22 protein-coding genes and 2 pseudogenes are annotated in these 19957 nt (G+C 64.7%); 7 read left to right on the plus strand and 17 right to left on the minus strand.

Annotation, left to right across the window (positions count from 1 at the left end):
- Positions 1-103: 103 nt before the first annotated feature.
- From AB2M62_RS04285 to AB2M62_RS04300, 4 genes are all read right to left on the minus strand, one after another.
- Positions 104-1384: an MFS transporter gene (locus AB2M62_RS04285; RefSeq protein WP_404338111.1), complete on the minus strand. Its 1281-nt coding sequence runs from the start codon at positions 1382-1384 to the stop codon at positions 104-106.
- 121 nt (positions 1385-1505) lie between these two features.
- Positions 1506-2405 (minus strand): intradiol ring-cleavage dioxygenase, encoded by a 900-nt coding sequence (locus AB2M62_RS04290; protein ID WP_404338113.1) that lies wholly within the window; start codon positions 2403-2405, stop codon positions 1506-1508.
- Between the two features lie 102 nt (positions 2406-2507).
- Positions 2508-3788, minus strand: coding sequence for an ATP-binding protein (locus AB2M62_RS04295; RefSeq protein ID WP_404338115.1), 1281 nt, complete (start codon positions 3786-3788; stop codon positions 2508-2510).
- Positions 3788-4522: a response regulator gene (locus AB2M62_RS04300; RefSeq protein WP_404338117.1), complete on the minus strand. Its 735-nt coding sequence runs from the start codon at positions 4520-4522 to the stop codon at positions 3788-3790. Before AB2M62_RS04300 ends, AB2M62_RS04295 begins: the two co-directional genes overlap by 1 nt.
- A gap of 254 nt (positions 4523-4776) precedes the next feature.
- Here AB2M62_RS04300 and rpsU point away from each other — a divergent pair, with 254 nt between their 5' ends.
- Positions 4777-4983, plus strand: coding sequence for a 30S ribosomal protein S21 (rpsU, locus tag AB2M62_RS04305; RefSeq protein WP_010545388.1), 207 nt, complete (start codon positions 4777-4779; stop codon positions 4981-4983).
- Positions 4984-5072: 89 nt separating this feature from the next.
- Positions 5073-5708: an FKBP-type peptidyl-prolyl cis-trans isomerase gene (locus tag AB2M62_RS04310; RefSeq protein WP_404338118.1), complete on the plus strand. Its 636-nt coding sequence runs from the start codon at positions 5073-5075 to the stop codon at positions 5706-5708.
- 71 nt (positions 5709-5779) lie between these two features.
- Here AB2M62_RS04310 and AB2M62_RS04315 read toward each other — a convergent pair whose 3' ends face one another.
- Positions 5780-6535 carry a metallophosphoesterase family protein gene (locus AB2M62_RS04315; protein WP_404338119.1) on the minus strand — a complete coding sequence of 252 codons (756 nt, stop codon included), beginning with the start codon at positions 6533-6535 and terminating at the stop codon, positions 5780-5782.
- Positions 6536-6664: 129 nt separating this feature from the next.
- Entirely contained in the window at positions 6665-6886 is a 222-nt protein-coding gene (locus tag AB2M62_RS04320) for a hypothetical protein (protein ID WP_404338120.1), read from the minus strand.
- Positions 6887-7285: 399 nt separating this feature from the next.
- Between AB2M62_RS04320 and AB2M62_RS04325 the strand changes: the two genes are divergently transcribed.
- Complete coding sequence (locus AB2M62_RS04325) at positions 7286-8275, plus strand: peptidase M48 family protein (RefSeq protein ID WP_404338121.1); 990 nt, start codon at positions 7286-7288, stop codon at positions 8273-8275.
- Positions 8276-8335: 60 nt separating this feature from the next.
- On the opposite strand, the gene msrB is transcribed toward AB2M62_RS04325, so the two are convergent.
- Entirely contained in the window at positions 8336-8785 is a 450-nt protein-coding gene (gene msrB, locus AB2M62_RS04330; protein ID WP_404338123.1) for a peptide-methionine (R)-S-oxide reductase MsrB, read from the minus strand.
- A gap of 80 nt (positions 8786-8865) precedes the next feature.
- Between msrB and AB2M62_RS04335 the strand changes: the two genes are divergently transcribed.
- Positions 8866-9126, plus strand: coding sequence for a hypothetical protein (locus AB2M62_RS04335; protein WP_404338125.1), 261 nt, complete (start codon positions 8866-8868; stop codon positions 9124-9126).
- 508 nt (positions 9127-9634) lie between these two features.
- Positions 9635-10378 (plus strand): hypothetical protein, encoded by a 744-nt coding sequence (locus AB2M62_RS04340; RefSeq protein ID WP_404338127.1) that lies wholly within the window; start codon positions 9635-9637, stop codon positions 10376-10378.
- 175 nt (positions 10379-10553) lie between these two features.
- On the opposite strand, the gene AB2M62_RS04345 is transcribed toward AB2M62_RS04340, so the two are convergent.
- Both AB2M62_RS04345 and AB2M62_RS04350 read right to left on the minus strand, forming a co-directional pair.
- Positions 10554-10853 (minus strand): GIY-YIG nuclease family protein, encoded by a 300-nt coding sequence (locus AB2M62_RS04345; RefSeq protein ID WP_404338128.1) that lies wholly within the window; start codon positions 10851-10853, stop codon positions 10554-10556.
- 198 nt (positions 10854-11051) lie between these two features.
- The gene (locus tag AB2M62_RS04350) at positions 11052-11390 is read right to left on the minus strand and encodes a YciI family protein (protein WP_404338129.1); all 339 of its coding nucleotides are present in this window, start codon (positions 11388-11390) and stop codon (positions 11052-11054) included.
- Between the two features lie 199 nt (positions 11391-11589).
- Here AB2M62_RS04350 and AB2M62_RS04355 point away from each other — a divergent pair, with 199 nt between their 5' ends.
- On the plus strand, positions 11590-13545 hold the full coding sequence (locus AB2M62_RS04355; protein WP_404338131.1) for a beta-N-acetylglucosaminidase domain-containing protein: 1956 nt from the start codon (positions 11590-11592) through the stop codon (positions 13543-13545).
- Positions 13546-13561: 16 nt separating this feature from the next.
- Here the strand turns inward: AB2M62_RS04355 and AB2M62_RS04360 are convergent, their stop codons facing one another.
- The 8 genes and pseudogenes from AB2M62_RS04360 to AB2M62_RS04395 all read right to left on the minus strand — a co-directional run bounded on the left by AB2M62_RS04360 (position 13562) and on the right by AB2M62_RS04395 (position 19233).
- On the minus strand, positions 13562-14908 hold the full coding sequence (locus AB2M62_RS04360; RefSeq protein ID WP_404338133.1) for a nucleotide sugar dehydrogenase: 1347 nt from the start codon (positions 14906-14908) through the stop codon (positions 13562-13564).
- Between the two features lie 52 nt (positions 14909-14960).
- Positions 14961-15965, minus strand: coding sequence for an NAD-dependent epimerase/dehydratase family protein (locus AB2M62_RS04365; protein WP_404338134.1), 1005 nt, complete (start codon positions 15963-15965; stop codon positions 14961-14963).
- A complete protein-coding gene (locus tag AB2M62_RS04370; RefSeq protein WP_404338135.1) occupies positions 15962-16750 on the minus strand; it encodes a HesA/MoeB/ThiF family protein in 789 nt (262 codons plus the stop codon). The genes AB2M62_RS04365 and AB2M62_RS04370 overlap by 4 nt, the downstream gene beginning before the upstream one ends.
- Positions 16747-17112 (minus strand): hypothetical protein, encoded by a 366-nt coding sequence (locus AB2M62_RS04375; protein WP_404338137.1) that lies wholly within the window; start codon positions 17110-17112, stop codon positions 16747-16749. Before AB2M62_RS04375 ends, AB2M62_RS04370 begins: the two co-directional genes overlap by 4 nt.
- A pseudogene (locus AB2M62_RS04380) lies at positions 17109-17300 on the minus strand (dUTP diphosphatase); the annotation flags it as partial. The gene AB2M62_RS04375 and the pseudogene AB2M62_RS04380, both read right to left, overlap by 4 nt.
- Before the next feature lie 166 nt (positions 17301-17466).
- The gene (gene dut / locus AB2M62_RS04385) at positions 17467-17937 is read right to left on the minus strand and encodes a dUTP diphosphatase (protein ID WP_404338138.1); all 471 of its coding nucleotides are present in this window, start codon (positions 17935-17937) and stop codon (positions 17467-17469) included.
- 34 nt (positions 17938-17971) lie between these two features.
- Positions 17972-18751, minus strand: a pseudogene (locus AB2M62_RS04390) (IS3 family transposase); the annotation flags it as partial.
- 83 nt (positions 18752-18834) lie between these two features.
- Positions 18835-19233 carry a helix-turn-helix domain-containing protein gene (locus tag AB2M62_RS04395; RefSeq protein ID WP_404338139.1) on the minus strand — a complete coding sequence of 133 codons (399 nt, stop codon included), beginning with the start codon at positions 19231-19233 and terminating at the stop codon, positions 18835-18837.
- A gap of 71 nt (positions 19234-19304) precedes the next feature.
- On the opposite strand from AB2M62_RS04395, the gene AB2M62_RS04400 reads away from it, so the two are divergent.
- A complete protein-coding gene (locus tag AB2M62_RS04400) occupies positions 19305-19946 on the plus strand; it encodes a cation transporter (RefSeq protein ID WP_404338141.1) in 642 nt (213 codons plus the stop codon).
- Positions 19947-19957 lie beyond the last annotated feature (11 nt).

The raw sequence follows: 19957 nt of genomic DNA on the forward strand, positions 1-19957 counted from the left end.
TGATCGATTGCCGTTGCCGCGAGCCTCTCCCGCGAAAGCGGGAGGGCGCAAGACGTCCGCGCTTGGCGCGCTTCGCTGCCATCCGCGTCTGTCGGCTCGCAGCCTAGTCCTCGACGATACGGCTGTGCTTGGCAGTGTCGCGCATCCGCAGATAAGTGATCAGCGAAACGCCGATCATCGCCGTGACATACCAATAGAAGCCGCGTTCCCAGCCCGCGCCCTTGAACCACAAGGCGACATATTCGGCCGTCCCGCCGAACAGCGCGTTGGCGATCGCATAGGGCAGCGCGACCCCCAGCGTGCGGATATGCGCGGGGAACAGTTCGGCCTTCACCACTGCATTGATCGATGTGTAGCCGGTGACGATCACCAGCGCGCCCAGCATCAGCGCGAATGCCGCTGCGGGACTGCGCACGCTCTCCAGCGTGACGAAGATCGGATAGGTCAGCGCGACCCCCAGCACGCCGAACGCCACCATCAGCGGCTTGCGTCCGATGCGATCAGACAGCGCGCCGGCAAGCGGCTGGATCAGCATGAAACCGAACAATGCCGCCGCATTGATCTGCGACGCAGTCGCGCGATCGAAGCCCGAGGTGTTGACCAGGAACTTCTGCAGGTAGATCGAGTAAGCGTAGAAAGCGAGCGTGCCGCCCGCGGTGAGCAGCATCACCACCGCTGCCTCGCGCGGATGCCGCGTGACCAGCGCCCAGAAGCTGGACTGTTCCAGGCCCTTGCGCGCGAAGCTCTCGGTCTCGGCCAGTCGCCGCCGGAGCCAAAACACCAGCACCGCCAGCGCGCCGCCGATCGCAAAGGGGATTCGCCAGCCCCAGGCATCGAGAGCGGCCTCGCTTAGCAGCGATTGCAGCACCAGTAGCACCAGCAAGGCGACGAGCTGGCCCGAGATCAGCGTGACATATTGGAAGCTGGAGAAGAATCCGCGGTGCTTCTTGCCCGCCATCTCGGAGAGATAGGTCGCGCTCGCGCCATATTCGCCGCCCACCGACAAGCCCTGCATCAGCCGTGCAATGACCAGCAGCGTCGGCGCCGCCACGCCGATCGTCTCATAGCCAGGGGTCAGCGCGATAATCAGCGAGCCCGCGCACATCAACGTCACCGACAGGGTAAGCCCAGCCTTGCGGCCGTGACGATCGCCATAGATCCCCATCAGCCAGCCGCCGACCGGCCGCATCAGGAAACCTACCGCGAACACCGCCGCGCTGTTCAGCAATTGCGTGGTCTGGTCGCCCTTGGGAAAGAAATGCGGCGCGAAATACAGCGTGAACGCTGAATAGGCATACCAGTCATACCATTCGACAAGGTTTCCCGCCGAGCCTCCCAGGATCGAACGGAGCCGGTGTCGTGGGGCGGGTGCGGGGCTTGCCATGGCCTGGTTATACCGATGCCCCGCCTGCCGTAAAATGACCGGGGCACAGGTCATCCTCGGCAAGCGGGGCGCTCCGAATCCCGGGGACGGGTGCGGAGTGTCGTGGCGCGCCAGCCGTTCGCTAGCGCGCGATTCCGATCACGGCGGTGGCGGTGTAGCCATCGGTGATGGTCCCGGTCATCGCCGGGGTCTGCTGCGCGATCTGTGCCGATGTGTTGTCGCTGAACACATTGTCGCTGTTGAGCGACACGCGGGAGAAGCTGCTGATGCTCGTCGTATAGCCGCTCGCGCCGTTATAGACGGTCGAGGAGACCGCGCTCGGCATCGCCAGCTGCGAGACGAGCACGGCATAGCGTCCGCTGGTCGCGTTCGCGAGGCTCGAAAACACTTCGAAATGGATGTGCGGCCAGCGCCCGTCATAGCAACCGGGGAAAATCGTGGTGAAGCTCACCTGGCCATTGGCATCGGTCACGCCGACGCCGCGCAGATAGCTTTCGTTGGGCAGGTCGTAGAGCGAGTATTTGCCGTCGCGGTTGCAGTGCCAGATATAGACCGCATAGCCGGCCAGCGGCGCGCAGGCGGCATTGACGTTGACCACGGTGAGGGTGAGCGTGACCTGCACGCCGCCGGCGACCGCCGTGGACGCACCGATGAAGCTCGAGCGGATGTCGCTGCGCACCACGTTCGATGCCGTCAGCGCGTTCGACGTCAGTCCGCTCGAGGTGTTGGTGCCATCGGCGGGGTAGGGACCATTGGTCTCGGTCGGATCGGCGATGCAGCCGGTCGCGCTGGGCGTCGGCGTTGCCGTGGCGCTCGGCGTGGGTGTTGGCGTCACGCTGGACGTCGGCGTCGGCGTGGTGGTGAGGGTTTCTCCCGAAGATCCCCCGTCGCAGGCGCTCAGCATCGCAATCGTGCCGGCGCCGGCAAACCAACGCAGGGCGCGGCGGCGGCTGGCCAGCGCGGCCATGGCGATCAGGTCGTGCGAAAGGCCTTCGTCGTGATCGGCGTGGTCATGCACCATCGATATGCTCCCCAAACTCATGAGGTGCTTGATCGACCTGCGGCCGCGCCGGCGAATTTCGCGCAGTCGCCGAAAAATTTCAGTAAATTGCAGTCCGGCCGTTCATTCGGCGGCCAAGCGGACGCGCACGCGGCCACCGCCGGCAGGGCGGTTCTCCAGCGCCACTCGGCCGCCATGGGCTTCTGCGATCGAGCGCACGATGGCGAGGCCCAGCCCGGTGCCGCCGGTCGCGCGGTTGCGCGAGGTTTCCCCGCGCACGAACGGCGCGAACAGCGCGTCGGCCCCTTCGGGGAAGCCAGGCCCATCATCGTCGACAATCACTTCGGCCCAGCCTTCGCCGCTCGCCCAGCTCAAGCGCGCATGATCGCCATAGCGAATGGCGTTCTCGATGAGATTGGTGAACAGACGCCGCAAGGCGGCAGGATCGCCGCGCAGCACGACGCGCGGGCCGGCTTCGGTCTCCACCGGCTTGCCCGCGGCGGCAAGATCGTCGGCCAGGCTCTCGATCAGGCTGCCGAGATCAAGCCGGCCATGGCCGGGGTCGCTGCTCTCGTCGCGTGCGAAGCGCAGCGCCGCGCCCAGCATCGCGCGCATCTCGCCGATATCGGCGCTGGCGCGTTCGCGCGCCTCGTCGGGGAGCTGCTCCACCCAGAAGGCGATTTGCGAAAGCGGCGTGCCGAGATCATGGGCGATCGCGGCGAGCATCGCGGTGCGGCCCTCGGCTTGCTGGAGGATGCGGGTCTGCATCGTGTCAAAGGCGAGGGCGAGCTCACGCACTTCGCGCGGTCCGCCGGCGGGGATCGGCTCGCGCGTGCCCAATCGTGCCCGCGTCGCCGCCTGGGCAAGCTCGCGGATCGGGCGGGAGATGCGGCTGGCGACGAACCAGGCGAGCAGCGAGAGAACGAGCAGCGTCCCCGCCATGCCGAGCAGGCGGCGGAAATGCCAGCTGGTGAAGGCCGGGCGCGGCGCGCTGGAGACCACGATCCAGCCGTCGCCATCCTGCATCGCTATGGTGAACCCGCCGAACAGATCCTGTGCCGGGTCGCTGCCGCCACGCATATGCGCGGGGAAGAAATAGGTGCCGCGAATCTGGTCGGCGGGCCGATGAAGGATGTCGGCGATGACGGCGTCGCGCGCCGGCCAGGGACGCTCGTCGGCGCGACCGAAGGTGTCGCTGGTGGTGCGCGTGAGGATCAGCCGCCGCTCAGCCTCGCGCGGAACTTGGCCGGTGCGCAGCACCTCGGCGACCCGCGCGATCGAAACCGGTCCGCCTCCCGGCGGCGGGCCGTTGAACATGATGGCAAATTGCACGATCGTACCCAGCAGCACCGCGGCGATCACGAGCGCCATCATCGGCACGACGATCGACCGGGAACGGTACATCACTTCTGCGCCACTTCGGCGACGAACATATAGCCTTCGTTGCGGATCGTGCGGATCAGGTCCTCCGAGCCGGGGCGTGCGAGCTTCTTGCGCAGCCGGCTCATCTGCACGTCGATCGCGCGGTCGAAATGCTCGGCGGTGGGGCCGCGCGAGAGGTCGAGCAGCATGTCGCGCGTGAGCACGCGGCGCGGGCGCTCGACCAGCGCAAGGAGCAGGCGGAACTCGCCGTCCGACAGGTTGATGATGACGTCGTCGGGATCGTAGAGTTGGCGTGCGACGGAATCGAGCCGCCAGCCGGCGAAACGCAGGAAGTTGCGCTCAGTGATCCGATCGCCGCCGCGGTCGTTCTGGCTGCGGCGGAGCACCGATCGGATCCGGGCGAGCAACTCGCGTGGGTTTGCGGGCTTGGCGACATAATCGTCGGCGCCCATTTCCAGCCCGACGATGCGGTCGACATCCTCGCTGATCACCGAGTGGAGGATCACCGAGGGCCCGGTCGCGCGATCGAGAGAGCGCAGAATAGTCAGGCCGTCCTCGCCCGGCATCATCACGTCGAGTACGATTAAAGCGTAATCGTCCTTTGCCAGCGCGGCGCGCATCTCGACGGCACCCGAAGCCGTGTCGACGACATAGCCGTGCTGGCCGAGAAACTTCGCGGTGAGCTCGCGAATTCCGGGATCGTCGTCGACGATGAGGAGGCGGGTTTCGAGGTCCAAGGCTAGGGCTGCTTGCATCCTTGCGGGCTAGCGGCCGAACCTATCGCCCAGGTTGCAAGGCTGCAACGCGGTGTAATGTGGACACCCTGTGGCAAATACGCCACAGCATTCGCCAGGCCTAGGCAAATCCCGTGCTGCGGCCGAGAATCTGTTCGATCGGACGCGCCGCACCTTGAAAAATCCTATTTGCGCTGATAGGTGGCCGCCACGACGCCGCAACCGCGTGTTCCGGCGACCCTATTCTATTGGATTTATCGGAGCTCTACGGCTTTATGCAAATCATCGTTCGCGACAACAACGTCGACCAGGCACTCCGCGCGCTCAAGAAGAAGCTGCAGCGGGAAGGCGTGTATCGCGAGATGAAGCTGCGTCGTCACTATGAGAAGCCCAGCGAGAAGCGTGCGCGCGAGCGCGCCGCTGCGGTTCGTCGTGCGCGCAAGCTCGAGCGCAAGCGCATGGAGCGCGACAGCGCCCGGTAAGAACTCCGCGCTTCGGCGCGGCTTTCTTTCAAGATTTGCGTGAAACTGCGAAGTAAAGCGGCGGTCTGCCGTTGTGGGGAAGTGACTCGATGTCCGTGACCGCCGTTCCGCTTCAGCCCGTCAAGCGCTCCTACAAGGTCTGGCTCGGGCTCGGCGTGGCGGCGGCGATCGCGCTCGCTTCCGGCATGGCTTGGACCGGCACGCGCACGGCAGTGTCGCAGTCCTTGCCCAACGATCAATTCCTGACCTGGCACAAGGGGCAGTCGGGTATCCAGACGACGGCATCGGGCCTCCAATATCAGGTGATCGTGCCGGGCGAAGGTCCGACTGCCGGCGATCAGGATGGCGTCTCGCTCGAGATCCACGGCGTTCTGCGCGACGGCACCGAGTTCCAGCCCAAGGCGCCGATGCGGTTCCAGGTCGGCCAGCCGATGATCCCCGGCTTCACCGAAGGCGTGAAGCTGATGCGCAAGGGCTCGCACTATCGCTTCTGGCTGCCGCCCAAGCTCGGCTATGGTGCCGAGCCGGCTGGCGCCGGTCCTGCGAACGAGCTTGCCGACAAGGTGCTGATCTTCGACGTCGACATGAAGGAGCTCGTCCCTGCATCGGTCATTCAACAGATGATGATGCAGCAGATGATGCAGCAACAGCAGCAGGGCGGCGCTGCACCGGGTGGGGCCGCGCCGGGCGCCGGCGGGCCGCCACAGGGTGCGCCGATCCAGTAGGGTGCGATGATCCAGACATAGAAAAGGGGAGCGGAACGCTGGTTTCGCTCCCCTTTTTGCTGGGTTGGTGCTTAGGTGCTCAACACCCATCGCTCGGTGCCCTCGAAGCCCATCGCGGTGAGCTTGCCGCTGGCATAGGCGCCGGTGTCGAGTCCGATGCGGTTTTCCTGGACGTCGATCTCTTCGGTGATCGTATGGCCGTGGACGATGATCTTCTCGAAGCCGGCGCGGTGGTTGAGGAACTCGTTGCGGATCCACCGCAGATCGCCGGGCTTTTGCAGGGCGAGCGGCTCGCCAGGGCGGATGCCGGCGTGAACGAAGGCATAGTCGCCGGCCACGATCAGATCCTCGAAGCTTTCGAGAAAGGCGATGTGCTCGGCCGGCACGCGCGCGCGCAACAACTCGAGGAGCTCGGGATAGTCCGCGTCTCGATATTCTTCGTCGCTGAGCCCGTAGCTCAAGATCGTCTCGCGGCCGCCGATGCGCGCGAAGAAGGACAGTGCCTTCAAGTCGCCGTGCAGCGCCTTGAGGAATACCTCCTCGTGATTGCCCATCAGGAACTGGGTGTCGGGGAGGTCGCTCTTAATCTCGAGCGCCCGGGCCACGACGTGCGCGGATTGGGGGCCGCGGTCGATGAGGTCGCCGAGGAAGATGATTCGACCGGAATTTGTGCCACGAGCGAGATTGTCGGCGCGGATCGATGCCAACAACTCGTCAAGAAGATCCAGCCGGCCGTGAATGTCGCCGATCGCGTAAATGCGCTCTCCGGCGGGCAGGCTGCCTTTGGGGCCGCGGGGCGCGCGCCGGGAAAATAGTCTTGAGATCATGCCGTTATCAGCCTTCGAGCGCGTAGGCTGTCAAGGCTCCGCTGCATATTGGGTTACGCTGAAACACCGCCAAAACAAAAGTGGCGACCCTTTCGGGCCGCCACTCGTATTCCGGATACTCCGAACAGCTTAGTTGCTGTCGGGATCGTCGTTGTTGTCGGCCAGCGCAACCGCGCCACCGATGATCGCGACAGTCGCGAGCACACCGATGATCACAGCAGGAGCCAGCTCGCTGTCCTTTTCGCTCGCCGTCGAGGCGCGCGAGAGCGACAGCTTGGCTGCCGGAGCCGCCATCACAGGGGTGGCAGCCATCGTAACAACGGCGGCAGCCGTAAGAAGCTTAGTAAACATTATTCAACTCCCTCTTCGAGCTCCGGTGCTCTCGTCCGGCGTTCCTATGGCATAGGAGATCACCGACCGCAACACCTCTTCACTTCCCGTGCCGACAAGATCGTCCTGCCGTTGCGCGGGCGCAACACCGGTCCGATTCGCTCGGACTCTCTCCTCGCAACCGACGACCCAGGTTGCGAGCGCGAATTCTATAACGCGTCGCAACATTGGCGCCAAGGCCGTAACAAAATATGTTAACGACCTCATTAAGTTGTTCGTCGAATCTTCAAAGAAGCCAGTGCATGCGCTGAAACGCACTGGAGCGAGAATGGGTGCCATGCAAGCAGCGCTTTGGCATTGCGCTGAAAATTGCCGCGCAGAGACTTGTGTGCGGTGGCGCGCGGGCTATGGCTCGATGGGATGAACATGCTCGCCCCCGCACGCCTCGCTACCCGCCTTTTAATGTTTGGCGTCGTGGGGCTTTGTGCGCTCGGTGGGGGATATGCTGCCAATGCTGCAGTGCAATCCGCCGATTTGCTCGAACAGGTGCGACGAGCGGATGTCCGTCTGGCGACGATCGGGTGGCGGCTGGCGACCGCCAACGCCGCTCTCTGCGATCGGCTCGAACCGGGTACCGGCTTACAGCTGCACACGCTCGACCAGTTCGATGCCGACAATCGCGCCGCGGCGAGAGCCCATTTTGGGTTCGCGACGCCGGTCGCCATCGAAGGCGTCGTGGCCGGCAGCCCGGCGGAAGCGGCGGGATTGCGCGCCGACGATTCCTTGGTGCGGGTCGGGAACCTCGACATTGCTGCGATTCCGGGCAAGCCGGGCACGACCGATCGGCTGGTTGCTGCGCAGCAGGCGATCGCCTCGCTGGCACCCAGCGCGCCAATCGAAGTCGACGTTCTGCGAGGCGGCGCTGCGGTACATGCGACGATCCAGCCGGTCACGGCCTGCCGCTCGCGGTTCGAACTGCTGCTCGTCAACGGCTACAATGCCTCGGCCGACGGATCGATGGTGCAGATCAGCGCGCGCTTCTTCGACGAGTATCCCGAGGCGCAGGTGGTCGCAGCGATCGCGCACGAGTTCAGCCACAATATCCTGCATCACCGCGACCGGCTGGAAGCGCGCGGCGTCGATTTCGGTATGCTCTCCGGCTTTGGCGGCAATGTGAAATATTTCCGCCAGACCGAGCTTCAGGCCGATATCCTGTCCGTCTATCTGCTTACCAACGCCGGATACGATCCGGCCGCGGGGCCGGGGTTCTGGCGCAGCTTCGGGCCGAGCAAGGCGGGGGCATCCTGCGCAGCCGATCGCACCCGGCATGGCGCGATCGCGTCGCGACGCTCGAGGCGGAGATCGCCAAGGCGCGGCAGATCTCGGCGCGCCCGATCGTACCGAGCCTGATCGCAGAGCGCAGCCAGCCGCTATCGGGCGACTGGCAGGCGCTGCTCGTCCGGCACTAGATCAGGCGGGTTGCTCGACCTGGTCGAGATAGGCGCCATAGCCCTCTGCCTCCATCGCCTCGCGGGGCACGAAGCGCAGCGAGGCTGAATTGATGCAGTAGCGCAGGCCGCCGCGATCGCGCGGGCCATCGTCGAAGACATGGCCAAGATGGCTGTCGCCGTTCGCCGAGCGGACTTCGGTGCGCACCATGCCATGGCTGACATCGCGCAGCTCGGCGACATTGGCGGGCTCGATCGGCTTGGTGAAGCTCGGCCAGCCGCAGCCGGACTCGTACTTGTCGGCCGAGGCGAACAGCGGCTCGCCCGACACGATATCGACATAGATGCCGGCATCCTTGTTGTTGAGATATTTGCCGGTGCCGGGGCGCTCGGTGCCGCTCTGCTGGGTGACGCGAAACTGCTCGGGCGAGAGCGCGGCAATGGCTTCTTCGGTCTTGCGATACTGGGTCATGGGAACCTCCGTTTCCGCTTATGTGGGGATTGGGCGGGGCCGCTTCCAAGAGGCGCGCCCCATCGGCTATCGCCGGCGCCATGGCGAAGAAGAAGCGCTTCCTGACCGCGACCTTGCCCGACGGGTATGTCAAGACGATCGGGCCGACATCGGCGCCGTTCACCCATTATTGGCGGATCGTCGCGCATCTGGGCGGCGGGCGCACTGAGGTCTTCTGGGGCCACGCAAAGTCGCTGCGCGAGGCGACGGGCAAGAAGGCGGCGACGCAGGCGGCGGCGAAGCAGCGCGGCTGGGAACGCTATGACTTCGAAATCGTCGAACTGGTCGAGACTTCGGGCTGAGCGCGTGCGGAAGGTCGCAAAGGTCACAGTTGTGAGGCGGGGAATGGAAGCTCGGTTGACAAAGTTGACACGATCGCGGGGTTCGAGCTTTCCGTAAAATCAGCTAAGATGTTGTAAATGCGCTATAGTATTCGAATTTGCGGCGACTCTGCTCAATCCTGAGCGCCGGCGACGCGACGGCTACGCGCCCGTGACGCGACAGCTACGCGCCTGATGCGGACAACTAGGTCACACCGACGCGCCGCCTTCGCACGCCGAGGCTACAGGCACGCGCCACCGATGATATGTCACGCGTGAAAACCGATGGCGACGTTGTCAAAGAGCGGCGATCGGATCGCCACTGCGACATAGTGCAGCAGTGCAGAGGTTCAAGTTTTGTTCTTTCGGGCAATGTCGCGCGTCGATGAGAAACCGACGTTGACGATCAACTGCCCCCGACTAAACTCCAACGCATGTTAAGACCGGGCATCGCCGAAGCCGTTAGCCGGCTCCTATCTGCGGTCCGGGCATGAGTCTTCGACCGGCGATCAAAGCTGGCCGGTTTGTCACGGCGCTCGCCACCCTTGTAACGCTGATGGGTTGCCGGGCGGGAGAGGTCGCTGTCCCGGCCGCCGGCGCGCTTGTCCTCAAGCCGGAGGACATCGAAAGCTGGACGTGCACCGCATGGCGGGATTGGGACGATCACACATGGTCGATCCTACAGGAGGTGGTCTACAACCCCGCAGATCCCGAATATGCCAATCGGAAGCCGTCTCGGCGGCAGCGAACATATCATGTTTTTGGATCCCCATATCCACCCGCGCCGGGCCGCATCGCGCTCATGTCGATGCGCTTCGCGCCGCTCGATCCCGAGCAACAAGGTCCGGCGGTGCCGACGTCCTACGAAGTCGATCTGAAGGGCCCACGCGCGCGTGCCGGTGTGCTGCGATTCGCATCGGCAGACGGCACCGTGTTCGAACGCGATTCCGCGGGCCACAGTCGATGGCTGGGACCGACGTTCAAGTCGAACTGGGCGACGATCCGCGATGCCGAGGCGCTGGCGCTGCTCGTCACGCACAGCGGCTGGGCGGTTAGCTACGTCGCCGAAGGGCGAACCGTCGGACTGGGCCCGATCAGCGTGCCGCAGCGCGGGACAGTCGACGCGCATCTCGCATCATCGTGGACCGACCTCGACGCGCTGGTGGCCCAAGCGCCGGCCCGCTGCACGGCCAACCCCATCGATTGGGACGGTCGGATGATGGAGACGGTCTGACGGCCGTGGGCGGGGACCGGCTCGTTCGATGGTGCGGCACCGGATTGGGAACTGCATAATTGAAGTGAGGCGGCCGTGGCGGCCCGACCGGACGCGGGCAGCTACCGCCCAGTGGCGGAAGTTGGGCAACCACGCGTCACCCCGGGCTTGACCCGGGGTCCCGCTTCTTCTGGCGTCAGGCGAGACGATCGAATAAATCATGCCACTCGGGGTTCATGCCTTCGATCAGGGCGAACTTCCATTCGCGGCGCCAGCGCTTCAGGCGCTTTTCGTGCGCGATGCAATCGGTGATCGAGGCCGCTTGTTCGGTCCAGACGAGCCGATTTAGCGCATAGCGGCGGCAGAAATCCGACCCGTCACCGGTGCGATGCTGATGCACGCGTGCCGCGAGGTTCGCGGTCACGCCCACATATATCGTCCCGCGGTAGCGATCCGCCATGATGTAGACCCAGCCGCCTCGCCCTTCCTGATCCATATCGAAAGGACAGAAGAAGCGGGACCCCGGGTCAAGCCCGGGGTGACGAAGAGAAAGGTCCGCTTCCCACCCAACCTCGGACCTTCAACGCTTATCCCGAAAGCGGTCGATTATGGCTTCTAACGGTCATGAGGCGGGAAGGGCGGTCGTGAAGCAGCGCCTCGGGATGAGCCTGACCAATTCGCACCATTTTCGGCTTCAGCTCGCCGGGTCATACATGAACGCGCGCACTTCCTGGGCGCAGCGGCAGGCGGCTGCGATCTTGCGTGCCCATTGGATGGCATCCTCGCGCGTCGGCAGTTCCAGCACCGTGAAACCACCGTTGAGGTGGCTGCCGGGATACACCGTGTCGGACACCGAGCCGTCACCGGAGACCAGGAGGGGATCTATCTGCTCATCGATCCCGCCTCCGAAGACATAGACGCCGGCTGCCTTTGCTTCTTCGATTACCGCATGCGCCTCGGCGACGACGATGGGGAACTCGTCATCGGTCAGGACCATTGCTTCGCTGGGGAAGGAGATGAGGTATTTGGTCATCGCTTCAGGGTGCATCGCGCAGGCCGTGAGGGCAAGGGCCGCAACAGGTGGTGCGCTTGGCGCCAACCGCCCAATTGGATATGCGCAGGTACCATTACTCTGTGTCGCAATATCGGCTGCGCTGCGCCTTGCTCTCTGACGGCAAGCGCCGTACCCTTCGGTCTGATAATACCAATATGATACCGGAGTAACGGGATTGATGCGACACAACCGCATATTCGGCGCCCTTTTCTCGTCGATCGTGGCGGCAGCGAGCGTGGCGGCGAGCGCAGCTTCGGCGCAGCCGGCGACCTTGCCGGCGCTGTTCCCCGCACCGACCTCGATCACGCTGGGTGATGGCGCGATCACGCTGGGAAGTTCGGTCGTGCTGGTTGCGGCACCGGGCGCCGATGCCGAGACGCTCGCGCTCGTTCGCAAGATCCTGGCCTCGGCAGGGGTGAAGACGATCACCACCGCGCGCCGGCTGCCTGCGCTGCTCGATCGGCCGCATATCCTTGTCGGAACCGGCGATGCGGCGATCGTCCGCGACGCGCTGGCGCGCAGCGGGACCACCGTCGACGGCAATGCCGAGGGCTATACGATCGCGAGCCTGGCACAGGGCAGCGGCGGACTGATCACGCTGGCCGGGCATGACGGCGACGGGCTGTTCCACGCAGCGCAGACCTTCCGCCAGCTGGTGCAGCGCTCCGCCATTCCCGCGCTGGTGATCCAGGACCATCCGGCGATGCCGATCCGCGGGACGATCGAGGGCTTTTACGGCGCGCCGTGGACGATGGCGGACCGCACCAAGCATCTCGACTTCCTCGCCACGGTGAAGGCGAACACCTATGTCTACAGCCCCAAGGACGATCCTTATGCGCGGGATCGCTGGCGCGAGGCCTATCCCGCAGCGACTCTGGCCGAACTGGGCACGCTGGCGGCGACGGCGCGGCGCAACCATGTCGACTTCGTCTATGCGATTTCGCCGGGGCCGTCGGTGTGCTTCTCCGATCCGGCCGACACGCAGGCGCTGGAGCGCAAGTTCGAAGCGCTGCGCGGGATTGGCATCCACAGCTTCTACGTGGCGCTCGACGACATCGAATATGCCAAGTGGAATTGCGAAGGCGACAAGGCGGCGTTCGGGCCTTCGGGCGCCGAGGCCGCGGGGGTGGCGCAGGCGAAATTGCTGAATGCGGTGCAGGCGAACCTGCTTGCGCGGGATCCGGCCTCGCGGCCGCTGATCATGGTGCCGACCGAATATTATGACGCCAAGGAAACGCCCTATAAGGCGGCGCTGCGCAAGCATCTCGATCCGCGCGTGGTGGTGCAATGGACTGGCACCGACGTGGTGCCGCCGGCGATCTCGATCCCCGACGCCAAGGCCGCGACCAAGGCCTTTGGCCGCAAGACGCTGCTGTGGGACAATTACCCGGTCAACGACTATGCCCAGACCACCGGCCGGCTGCTGATGGCGCCCTATGCGCGGCGCGAGGCGGGGCTTTCGAGCGAGCTGACCGGCATTCTCTCCAACCCGATGAACCAGGAGGCGCCGAGCCGCGTCGCAGTGACCGGGGTGGCGGCGTTCGGCTGGAACGACAAGGGCTATGACGCCCAGCGTACCTGGCATGCCGCGGCGCGCGACCTGGCGGGCGGCGATGCGCGGGCGACGGCGGCGCTGCTCACCTTCTTCGACACCCAGCATATCGCGCCGACCTTTGGCAGCCAGCCCTGGCAGGAACAGGCGCCGCGGCTGAAGGCGGTGCTGGATGGCGTGCGCGAGGCGCTTGCCGACGGCGACGCGGCGCCGCGGCGCGCGGCGATCGCGGAATTGTCTGGCTGGGCGGACGATCTGACGAACGCGCCCGACATCATTCGTTCGGGGACGGTCGATCCGGGCTTCGCCGAACAGTCGCGCCCGTGGCTCGACGCGATGCAGAAATGGGGCCGCGCGCTCCAGCTGACTGCGGCAGGTCTCGATGCTGCCGATCGAGGCAGTGCGGCCGCCCGGGGCTATTTCGCCGAGGCCAAGCGGATCGCGGCCGAGGCGGCGGCGATCGAATCGATCAAGGGCGCGACGCGGTTCAGCGGGCCGATCAAGATCGCAGACGGGGTGCTCGATGTGTTCATTGCCGATGCGCCGGGGCTGATTGCGTTCGACCGGCCGGCTGGCGGGTGACGCCCAGGCCGGGTGGTCAGGCGCGGACGACCTTCTCGCTGACCACGCCCGCCCTGGCACAGGCATTACGGGTGTCGATCACCAGCGGGGCGGCCTCGACCAGCGCAGCATAATCGACCGCGTCGTGATCGGTGGCGATCAGCACGGCGTCATAGCCGGCGATCGCCGCCGCGTCCCAGGCGACACCGTTGCGGAAGTTGAGCGTGGGATGCTCGCGCGTATTGTCGATCTGGGCGACATGGGGATCGTGGAAATCGGCGGTGGCGCCGCGGGCCTCGATCATCTCCATCAGGCGCAGCGACGGGCTCTCGCGAATGTCCTCGACATTCTTCTTGTAGGCGACGCCGAGCACGAGGATGCGCGCACCGCGCAGGCCGCGGCCGAAGCGTTCGTCGAGGCTGTCCGACATCACCCGGACGACGTGCCGGGGCATGTCGGCATTGATCTGGCCGGCGAGCTCGATGAACTTGGTGTGCTGGTTATATTCGCGCGCCTTCCAGGTGAGGTAGAAAGGGTCGATCGGGATGCAGTGCCCGCCCAGGCCCGGACCCGGATAGAAGGGCATGAAGCCGAACGGCTTCGATTTGGCCGCATCGATCACTTCCCACACATCGATGTCCATCGCCGTGAAGATCAGCTTCAATTCGTTGACCAGCGCGATGTTGACTGCGCGAAAGACGTTCTCAGTGATCTTGACGGCCTCGGCGGTAGCGGCGGAGGAGACGGCGATCGTCTGGGGGACGACATGGCCATAGAGCGCCAGCGCGAGATCGGCCGAGACCGGATCGTCGGCGCCGACGACCTTGGGGATCTTGGTGGTCGAGAAGGTCGGGTTGCCCGGATCCTCGCGCTCGGGCGAATAAGCGAGGAAGAAGTCCTTGCCGGCGACCAGCCCCGCGGCCTCGAGGATCGGCTGCATCACCTCGCGGGTGGTGCCGGGATAGGTGGTCGATTCGAGGATGACGAGCTGGCCCTTGCGCAGCGTCTTGGCGATCGCATGGGTAGTGGCCTCGACATATTTGAGGTCGGGCTCGAGATGGCGGGTGAGCGGGGTAGGGACGCAGATCAGCACCACGTCGGCTTCGCCGAGCCGGCCGAGATCGGCGGTGGCGTCGAGCTTTTTCGCGGCGACCAGCGGGGCGATGCGGTCCGACGCGATGTGCTTGATATAGCTCTGGCCGGCGTGGAGCGCGTCGATCTTGGCGGAATCGAGATCGAAGGCGAGAACCGGGCAGCTCGCTTCGCCGAACGCCACCGCGAGCGGCAGGCCGACATAGCCCATGCCGACCACGCCGATCAGGGCATTGCCCAATTCGATCCGGGCCTGGAGCTTCAGCCCATGGGCTGGCCAATCGATGCTCATGCTAACCCCGTCGCCTCTCAGTCAGAGCGGGCAGGGTAGGCCGGGCCGGGTTTCAGTTTTGATAATGCTCGCGATACCAGCGGATGAAGGCGGGGACGCCTTCGCTGGGCGGCGTCGATGGGGCATAGCCGGTGAGCCGGCGGAGCAGCGCGGCCGAGGCTTCGGTGGCGGGGACGTCGCCTTGCTGCATCGGCAGCATGTTCTTGATCGCGGGGCGGCCCAGCGCGCGCTCGATCTCGCCGATATAGTCAAGCAACTGAGTCTGCTGGCCGGCGCCGATATTGACCGTGCGGAACGGCGCGACGGGGGAAAGGCTGTCGCCCTCCACCGGTTCGCTGCCGGGAATCGCGTCGGTCAGGCGGACGATCGCTTCGGCGAGGTCGTCGACATAAGTGAAGTCGCGGACCATCTCGCCGTTGTTGTAGACGTCGATCGGATCGCCGGCGAGGATCGCCTTGGTGAACTTGAACAGCGCCATGTCCGGCCGGCCCCACGGGCCATAGACCGTGAAGAAGCGGAAGAAGGTCATCGGAATCTTGTAGAGATGGGCGTAGCTGTGGCCCATCAGCTCGGTAGCGCCCTTGGTGGCGGCGTAGAAGCTCATCGGCGTCGCGGTGCGCTGCGTCTCGGTGAACGGCATCTCGGTATTGGCGCCATAGACCGAGCTGGTCGAGGCGGCGAGCAGATGCTTGGTCGCGTGGCGGCGGGCGAGCTCGAGGACGTTGAAACTGCCGATCAGGTTCGCCGCGACATAGCTTTCGGGGGCGTCGATCGAATAGCGCACCCCGGCCTGGGCGGCGAGATGGATCACGATGTCCGGCTGGAATTCGGCCCAGGCGGCGCCGAAGCCCGCAATGTCGTCGATCGAGACGCGGGCGACGCTGAAGTTCGGATGGTTCGACAGGATGTCGTTGCGCGCTTCCTTGAGCGCGGGATCATAATAGTCGCTGAAATTATCGACGCCGAGCACGGTCGCGCCGCGCTGGAGCAGCTTGCTCGAGGTGTGGAAGCCGATGAAGCCGGCCGAGCCGGTGACGAGAACGCGCGGGTTGGTCATGATCGTGTCACTGGAGAAACAAGGTTACCATTTCCATTACCGCAAGCCGGGCAATGCGGGTCCTTGGGCAGGGAGAGCGTGCGGAAGCGCAATGCGAGCGCGTCGATGAGGACGAGCTTGCCCGCCGTGTCCTCACCGAACGGCGTGATCGCACGGATCGTCTCGAGCGCGGCGAGACTGCCGAGAACCCCGGTGAGTGCGCCGAGCACGCCCTGCTCGGCGCAGCTCACGCCTTCGCGTTCTGGATCGCTGCCGACGAAACAGCGATAGCACGGCTTGTCCGCTTCCCAGCCGCGATAGGTGGCGAGCTGGCCCTCGAACTCGCCGACCGCGGCGGAGACCAGCGGGACGCGGTGGCGCAGGCAGGCATCGGCGACGAGCAGGCGCGTCGCGAAATTATCGGTGCCGTCGAGGACGACATCATGGCGGCCGATGATGCTGTCGACGTTGCCGCGATCGATCCGCATCGCGCCGCCATGATAGACGACATGGGGATTGAGGTTCTTCACCGCGATGCCGGCAGCCGCGACCTTCTCGTATCCGATATCCTCGGTGGAATAGAGGGTCTGGCGCTGCAGGTTCGACAGCGACACTTCGTCGTGATCGATCACGGTGAGGCTGCCGATGCCGGCGGCAGCGAGATACTGGATGCCCGGCGATCCGATCCCGCCGGCACCGATCACCGCGACACTGGCCGCCTTCAATCGCATCTGCCCGGCACCGCCGATTTCGCGCAGCACGATGTGGCGGGCATAGCGATCGAGTTCAGCGTCGCTGAGGCTCATTTCGCGATGACGAAGCTGAGACTCGTCCGATACCAATGCTCGGCGTCGGTCGAGCGGGGGAGAAGGTTGTTGCGGGCGAAGCCGGCGACGAGCGCGGCGGCATATTGCTCGACCGAGGCGCAGCGGATCGCGCGGGGAACGGTGGTGCGGATGCCGCCGGCGGGATCGACGAGCACCGCAACCTCGACGATCAGCGCCTTGCCGTGCTCGACCGGGCATTTGCGGATCGCCACTTCGCGGCGGACGAAAGCGTCCATCTCGGGCGTGATCAGCGGCGGCGCGCGATAGGGCAGTGGCGGGAGCGCGTTCCAGTCGAGCGGTTCCGCCTGCAATGCGGCGGCCAGGGCGAGCGCGACGATCATGTGCCCGTCGACCCGAAGCCTCCGCTTCCCCGGAGCGTTTCGTCGAGCGTCTCGACTTCGTCGAGGACGGCGCGCTGCACCGGCGCGGGGACGAGCTGGGCGATGCGATCGCCGCGGGCAATCACGAAGGGCGCGTCGCCCAGGTTGGCCAGAATTACCTTCACTTCGCCGCGATACCCATGATTTATTCCCAACGTCTGGGTGAAGTATGTTTGCTGCAACATCTTTCCTCGATTCACCCGAAACTTCTCCACGAGACCCATTTCGGCGTTCAAGGGAGTTCAAAGTTCATCTTCGACCTCCCTTGAACGCAACCGCCGACGGCGGTGAGGACGGTGCCGCAGGCTATCGGTCCTAAATTCCGGTTGAACCGAAACCGCCAAGCCCTCTCTCTGTCGCAGAGGAGAATTCGGAAACAATCTCAAACGAAGGTCGGTAGATGGGCACGAAAACGAGTTGAGCAATGCGATCACCCGGATTGATCGTAAGCGGCTCACTGCCCGGGGGTGTCCTCAACCACGCGCTGATAAATATCTCATTCGCATAGTCCGCATCGATCGTACCGACTGATTGCCCCAATATCAGCCCTTTGCGATGGCCTAGGCCGGACCGGGCAAGGAGGAAGCCAACCATATGCGGGTCGTTCATCAGCACCGCTATGCCCGAAGGGATCAGCACCGCGGGGGCCTGCGGCGCAAGCTGAAGTGGTTCAGCAAGGCAAGCGTGAAGGTCAATGCCCGCGGACAATGCCGTTTGGTATTTTGGCAATCCCCATTCGTGCAGACGCTCGTCCAAAACCTTCAGTTCAATCGTCGGGTCGGCCACGTTAACTCCCGCTCATATCCATGTTTCGGCATGGCTAGTGCGCCTCGGCGCGAGTGGCAATGCGACGGAGCCGAAAGTGTGGTCCTATCCTCTGCGCCTCCAAGCAGCGAGGCCCTTGCGGGCGGTGCTGCACAAGCCGCCTCGCAGCATTGGCGGGCGTCAGCCCGCCTATCCCGCTGTGCGGCCGCACATGGTTGTAATCGTAGCGCCAGCCGTTCCGCACCGAGCGGGCATGGCTCAATGACGCGAACAGCGTCTCGTTCAGGCATTCGTCGCGCAAGCGACCATTAAAGCTCTCGACATAGCCGTTCTGCTGCGGCTTGCCCGGCGCGATGTAATGCCACTCGATCTGCCGGTCCTGCGCCCAGCGCAGGATCGCCAGGCTGGTCAGTTCGGCCCCGTTGTCGCTCACGATCATCAGCGGCCTGCCGCGAGCCGCGATGATCGCGTCAAGCTCGCGGGCAACACGAGCGCCCGATAGCGACGTGTCGGCCACCAGCGCGAGGTTCTCGCGCGTAAAGTCATCGACGGCGGCGAGGATGCGGATACGCCTGCTGCACACCAGCGTGTCGCTCACAAAGTCCAGGCTCCAGCGCTGGTTCGGACCTTGCGGCAAGGTCATCGGTGCTCGCGTGCCCATCGCGCGCTTGCGACCCCGCCGACGTCGCACCCGCAGGTTCTCTTCGCGATACAGCCGCAGCAGCTTCTTGTGGTTCATGACGAGACCCTCGCGCGCCAGCATGATCCCCAGCCGACGGTAGCCGAACCGGCGACGCTCGAGCGCGATCTCGCGAAGACGCGACCGCAGCCTCGCTAAACCTGCTGCGCTTCATCTCCGTCCTCCTCAATGAAGGACTTTAGCTCAAATTGGAGGAGTTTTGGGGAGCAGGTGAGCCGCTACTCGTGCTGGAATGCTTCCAGTATTTGGCAGTCAGCCACGGTGCCGCCACGGCACGAAGCGATCATTGACGACAGCTGCTGACGCAGCGAGGTCAGATCCGCGATCTTTCGATCCACCTCTGCAAGGTGCTCGGTCGCAAGGGCGTCGATTTCGCAGCAGTCACGATCCTGCTGAACAGAAATGTCCAGCAGCGCCCGGACCTCCTCGAGTCTGAACCCGAGATCTCGGGTTCGTTTGATGAACCGAAGCCGGACAACGTCCTCCGGCGCATAGGATCGATAATTTCCGCCCGTGCGCAAGGGAGGCGAGATCAGGCCGGCACGCTCGTAGTAGCGGATGGTCTCGATCTTCACGCCTGTGGCGGTCGATAGACCGCCGATTGTCACCTGGGCCACCAGAAAGTCCTTGAGTCTGTAGTTGCTACAGGGTGCATATAGCGTTCCACATCGCGAATCACGAGGTGGAGATGGCCTGCAACAGTTGTGCATCGGCAAAGCCCGATCCGACCAATGACCCCTCCTGGCGGCGCGCTCTATGGATCGCGCTCGGCATCAACGCCGCCATGTTCGTAGCCGACATGGTAGCAGGCGTCGCTGGCGGCTCTAAGGCGTTGCAGGCGGATGCCCTCGATTTCCTTGGCGACAGCGCGAACTACGCGATCAGCCTCGGCGTTGCCGGAATGGCGCTCGCCTGGCGTGCCCGTGCTGCCCTGCTGAAGGGCGCTACGCTTGCCGCGCTCGGGCTCTACGTGCTCGCGATCACCGTTGGGGCAATCTGGAACGGCAAAACGCCGCAGGCCGAAGTCATGGGGATCGTCGGAATTATAGCACTCATCGCGAACGCGGGTGTCGCCATCATGCTGTATCGCTACCGCAGCGGCGACGCGAACATGCGATCGGTCTGGATATGCTCGCGCAATGACGCGATCGGCAATATCGCGGTCGTCCTCGCCGCAGCTGGTGTGTTCGGCACCGGCACCGCATGGCCCGACCTGATCGTCGCCGGCATCATGGCGGCACTCGGCATTTCCGGGGGTACGCAAATTATCATGCAGGCGCGCAAAGAGTTGGCCCGGGAAAACCTCAGTTACACAGTGGCGGCGGAGTGATAGGGGGTAGA

It is taken from the genome of Sphingomonas sp. MMS12-HWE2-04 (assembly GCF_044881185.1).
Classification (GTDB): domain Bacteria; phylum Pseudomonadota; class Alphaproteobacteria; order Sphingomonadales; family Sphingomonadaceae; genus Sphingomonas.

What these genes read in the sequence shown, in the direction of transcription:
- AB2M62_RS04375 (WP_404338137.1), bottom strand. Translation starts at nt 17,112, where the DNA reads ATGATCGTCGCGCTCGCCCTGGCCGCCGCATTGCAGGCGGAACCGCTC.
- msrB (WP_404338123.1), bottom strand. Translation starts at nt 8,785, where the DNA reads ATGACCCAGTATCGCAAGACCGAAGAAGCCATTGCCGCGCTCTCGCCC.
- AB2M62_RS04350 (WP_404338129.1), bottom strand. Translation starts at nt 11,390, where the DNA reads ATGACCAAATACCTCATCTCCTTCCCCAGCGAAGCAATGGTCCTGACC.
- AB2M62_RS04290 (WP_404338113.1), bottom strand. Translation starts at nt 2,405, where the DNA reads ATGGTGCATGACCACGCCGATCACGACGAAGGCCTTTCGCACGACCTG.
- AB2M62_RS04370 (WP_404338135.1), bottom strand. Translation starts at nt 16,750, where the DNA reads ATGAGCCTCAGCGACGCTGAACTCGATCGCTATGCCCGCCACATCGTG.
- AB2M62_RS04315 (WP_404338119.1), bottom strand. Translation starts at nt 6,535, where the DNA reads ATGATCTCAAGACTATTTTCCCGGCGCGCGCCCCGCGGCCCCAAAGGC.
- AB2M62_RS04320 (WP_404338120.1), bottom strand. Translation starts at nt 6,886, where the DNA reads ATGTTTACTAAGCTTCTTACGGCTGCCGCCGTTGTTACGATGGCTGCC.
- rpsU (WP_010545388.1), top strand. Translation starts at nt 4,777, where the DNA reads ATGCAAATCATCGTTCGCGACAACAACGTCGACCAGGCACTCCGCGCG.
- AB2M62_RS04400 (WP_404338141.1), top strand. Translation starts at nt 19,305, where the DNA reads ATGGCCTGCAACAGTTGTGCATCGGCAAAGCCCGATCCGACCAATGAC.
- AB2M62_RS04345 (WP_404338128.1), bottom strand. Translation starts at nt 10,853, where the DNA reads ATGGATCAGGAAGGGCGAGGCGGCTGGGTCTACATCATGGCGGATCGC.
- AB2M62_RS04355 (WP_404338131.1), top strand. Translation starts at nt 11,590, where the DNA reads ATGCGACACAACCGCATATTCGGCGCCCTTTTCTCGTCGATCGTGGCG.
- AB2M62_RS04360 (WP_404338133.1), bottom strand. Translation starts at nt 14,908, where the DNA reads ATGAGCATCGATTGGCCAGCCCATGGGCTGAAGCTCCAGGCCCGGATC.
- AB2M62_RS04340 (WP_404338127.1), top strand. Translation starts at nt 9,635, where the DNA reads ATGAGTCTTCGACCGGCGATCAAAGCTGGCCGGTTTGTCACGGCGCTC.
- AB2M62_RS04300 (WP_404338117.1), bottom strand. Translation starts at nt 4,522, where the DNA reads ATGCAAGCAGCCCTAGCCTTGGACCTCGAAACCCGCCTCCTCATCGTC.
- AB2M62_RS04310 (WP_404338118.1), top strand. Translation starts at nt 5,073, where the DNA reads ATGTCCGTGACCGCCGTTCCGCTTCAGCCCGTCAAGCGCTCCTACAAG.
- AB2M62_RS04365 (WP_404338134.1), bottom strand. Translation starts at nt 15,965, where the DNA reads ATGACCAACCCGCGCGTTCTCGTCACCGGCTCGGCCGGCTTCATCGGC.
- AB2M62_RS04295 (WP_404338115.1), bottom strand. Translation starts at nt 3,788, where the DNA reads ATGTACCGTTCCCGGTCGATCGTCGTGCCGATGATGGCGCTCGTGATC.
- AB2M62_RS04335 (WP_404338125.1), top strand. Translation starts at nt 8,866, where the DNA reads ATGGCGAAGAAGAAGCGCTTCCTGACCGCGACCTTGCCCGACGGGTAT.
- AB2M62_RS04325 (WP_404338121.1), top strand. Translation starts at nt 7,286, where the DNA reads ATGAACATGCTCGCCCCCGCACGCCTCGCTACCCGCCTTTTAATGTTT.
- AB2M62_RS04285 (WP_404338111.1), bottom strand. Translation starts at nt 1,384, where the DNA reads ATGGCAAGCCCCGCACCCGCCCCACGACACCGGCTCCGTTCGATCCTG.